Below are 2,160 nucleotides of genomic sequence, written 5' to 3' on the forward strand. Positions count from 1 at the left end.
TTTCTTTTTTGTGAACATTTGATAATTTAAGTAATCAAGAACCGAAGTTCTTGGCACCTTCATCAAACGCCCACACTTATCGACTGTTAATTTTTAAAGAACTTTATTCGGTGCTGCGTTTTCTGCCGTTTGCTTCGAAGCGTTGTGTTCGTCAGCAGCAGAGAAGAGAGAGTATGCGGTGTTTTGCGATGTTCGTCAACTTCTTTTTTTCTTCCCTCTTCGCTGCTGCATCCATTTGAATGCTTCTGCGTCGAGGGAGCGAGACTATAACAAACGCAGGATCAGTCCGCAAGGCAATCATGTCACCGATGTTGAATTGCGGTGATAAGCCATCCATAAGCAAGCCGCTCGCCCAGAACGTTATCGCGCAGCGCGTCATACAGCGCATGCTCGTTATCCGTGAGCCAGATCAGCTCGGCCGTGAAACGCTTGTCGGCATCTTCGCGGCCCCATAGGTAGCGATGCGCCTGGAAGGTCGCCGTATTCATCGGCAGGAATGCACCCTGGCAGGACCGCACGCAAGCGATGATGCGCGACGAACCAGTGCGGGCCGGCCAGGATGCGCTCCCACCCGCTCGCATGTTCAAGCAGCTTGCGCGGATGATTGCGCACCTACGCGTGCAGTCCAGCGAAGGATGACAGCGTGGCGGCCGCCAGCACATCGCACTGCGCCAGCTGCTTGCGCGTCGTGCACAGCAGGTCGATCGACACCATCAGCGCCTGCCAGTCCAGCTCCGCAAAGTGCGCGTACACAGCCAGCTGCTGCCACGAACCATACACGTTGTTGTCGTCTTCTACCTCGCGCTTGAGCGTGACGATCTGCGCGGCTTGCGAGGATATGCGCGTGGCCAGGTCATGCTCCTGCCGGGCCAGGGCGCCGATCTTTGCATCGTTCGATCAACCCAGCACGTAGCTGGTGCGGTCGTCGATCGTGCGCCGGTCATCCTTTTCATGACGTTCACCGCCGGCCTTGAGCTGGCAATTGCGGGTAATTGCGCAATGTTCGCGCCGGGACTGGTGACGTCGCTGCCGAAGCCCAAGAAATGCTCGGCGATGGTCAGCGTGCTTTCGGCCACCGCATGGAAGCGTTCGGGCTGGCCGCGCGGATCCTTGAACCAGAATACCTGCGCGAGGGTGACCGTCTGCTCATAACCCTCGTTGCAGAATTCGCCGAGCAGCACCGAATAGCTGCGGTGATCACGCAGCGCGACGGCGCGCGCTAATGTCGTTATCGCCGCGCTCGGACTTGAAGCGTCCGAGCACATCGGTATGCAGCGTACGCTCGCGCGCGTCGGCGCCGGCTGCCTTGCTGTACGAGAGCTTGTTCGCCGGGATGCTTCGCCTATTCGGGCGACGGTTCCCGGGCATCAGGCGACATTGACGCGACCAGCTCGTCGTACCAGCATGCCTGCCGTGTCTTGTGCAAACGGAACCAGGCGGTTGCCGTCGCCGGCCGCCACACCTTCAGCATCTTCAGCACTTCATACGAGAATTCCAGCGGCGCCAGGCCACTTGCGGTAATCAGGTTGTCGCCGCGAACTGCCGGTTTGTGGCGGTAGTGCGACTGCCCCGTATATGTAGGGCAAGCGGCTTGCAACGACCCGAGATCGTTGGAGGTATGACGACGCTGGTCAAGCGCACCGGTGCTGGCCAGGCCAACCGTCGCGCCGCAGATGGCGGCGACATTGTGGCCCTGGTTGAGGGCATCGTGCGCCAACGCCAGGAGAGGCCTGACAAATGGCATCATCCAGACATCACCGCCAGGTAGCAGCAGCAGATCGTCAGCCTGCATTTGGATGGTATCGACCGTTACGTCAGGCACGTACCGAATGCCGCCCATACTGTGCACGGCATCCAGGGTCACGCCGAGTTTGACAAGATTGCATGCCATCCCGGGATCGTGGAAGAAGCGCCGGCTGTGCAGCTCGGCCGTCAGGTAGCCGATCTCCCAATCCGCCATCGTGTCGATTACCGCGAGGTAGACGTTCATCGTGATGTCCTTGCTGGGTGGATATGGTTTGACAATGATATCGCTATATCTGGCGCCCAAAGCGAAAAGCCCCACTCAGATCACTGAGTGGGGCTTTTCTATATAACTAGCCTGACGATAACCTACTTTCACACTGGTTGCAGCACTATCATCGGCGCAAAGTCGTTTCA

Annotated in this window: 4 protein-coding genes; 1 reads left to right on the plus strand and 3 read right to left on the minus strand. The window is 58.4% G+C overall.

The window, feature by feature from the left end:
- Window positions 1-302 precede the first annotated feature (302 nt).
- Window positions 303-488: a Wadjet anti-phage system protein JetD domain-containing protein gene (locus AC56LN_RS23380; RefSeq protein ID WP_499574949.1), complete on the minus strand. Its 186-nt coding sequence runs from the start codon at window positions 486-488 to the stop codon at window positions 303-305.
- A 124-nt stretch (window positions 489-612) separates the two neighbouring features.
- A complete protein-coding gene (locus AC56LN_RS23385) occupies window positions 613-753 on the minus strand; it encodes a hypothetical protein (protein ID WP_499574950.1) in 141 nt (46 codons plus the stop codon).
- A gap of 239 nt (window positions 754-992) precedes the next feature.
- Between AC56LN_RS23385 and AC56LN_RS23390 the strand changes: the two genes are divergently transcribed.
- Window positions 993-1,223: a hypothetical protein gene (locus tag AC56LN_RS23390; protein ID WP_499574951.1), complete on the plus strand. Its 231-nt coding sequence runs from the start codon at window positions 993-995 to the stop codon at window positions 1,221-1,223.
- Window positions 1,224-1,342: 119 nt separating this feature from the next.
- Here AC56LN_RS23390 and AC56LN_RS23395 read toward each other — a convergent pair whose 3' ends face one another.
- Window positions 1,343-1,990, minus strand: coding sequence for a DJ-1/PfpI family protein (locus tag AC56LN_RS23395; RefSeq protein WP_499574952.1), 648 nt, complete (start codon window positions 1,988-1,990; stop codon window positions 1,343-1,345).
- Window positions 1,991-2,160: the final 170 nt, after the last annotated feature.

The sequence above is a fragment of the Telluria sp. ZT3P26 genome (assembly GCF_059686035.1).

Excerpts from the sequence above, each read along its gene's own strand:
- AC56LN_RS23380 (WP_499574949.1), bottom strand. The coding sequence starts at position 488 with ATGAATACGGCGACCTTCCAGGCGCATCGCTACCTATGGGGCCGCGAA.
- AC56LN_RS23395 (WP_499574952.1), bottom strand. The coding sequence starts at position 1,990 with ATGAACGTCTACCTCGCGGTAATCGACACGATGGCGGATTGGGAGATC.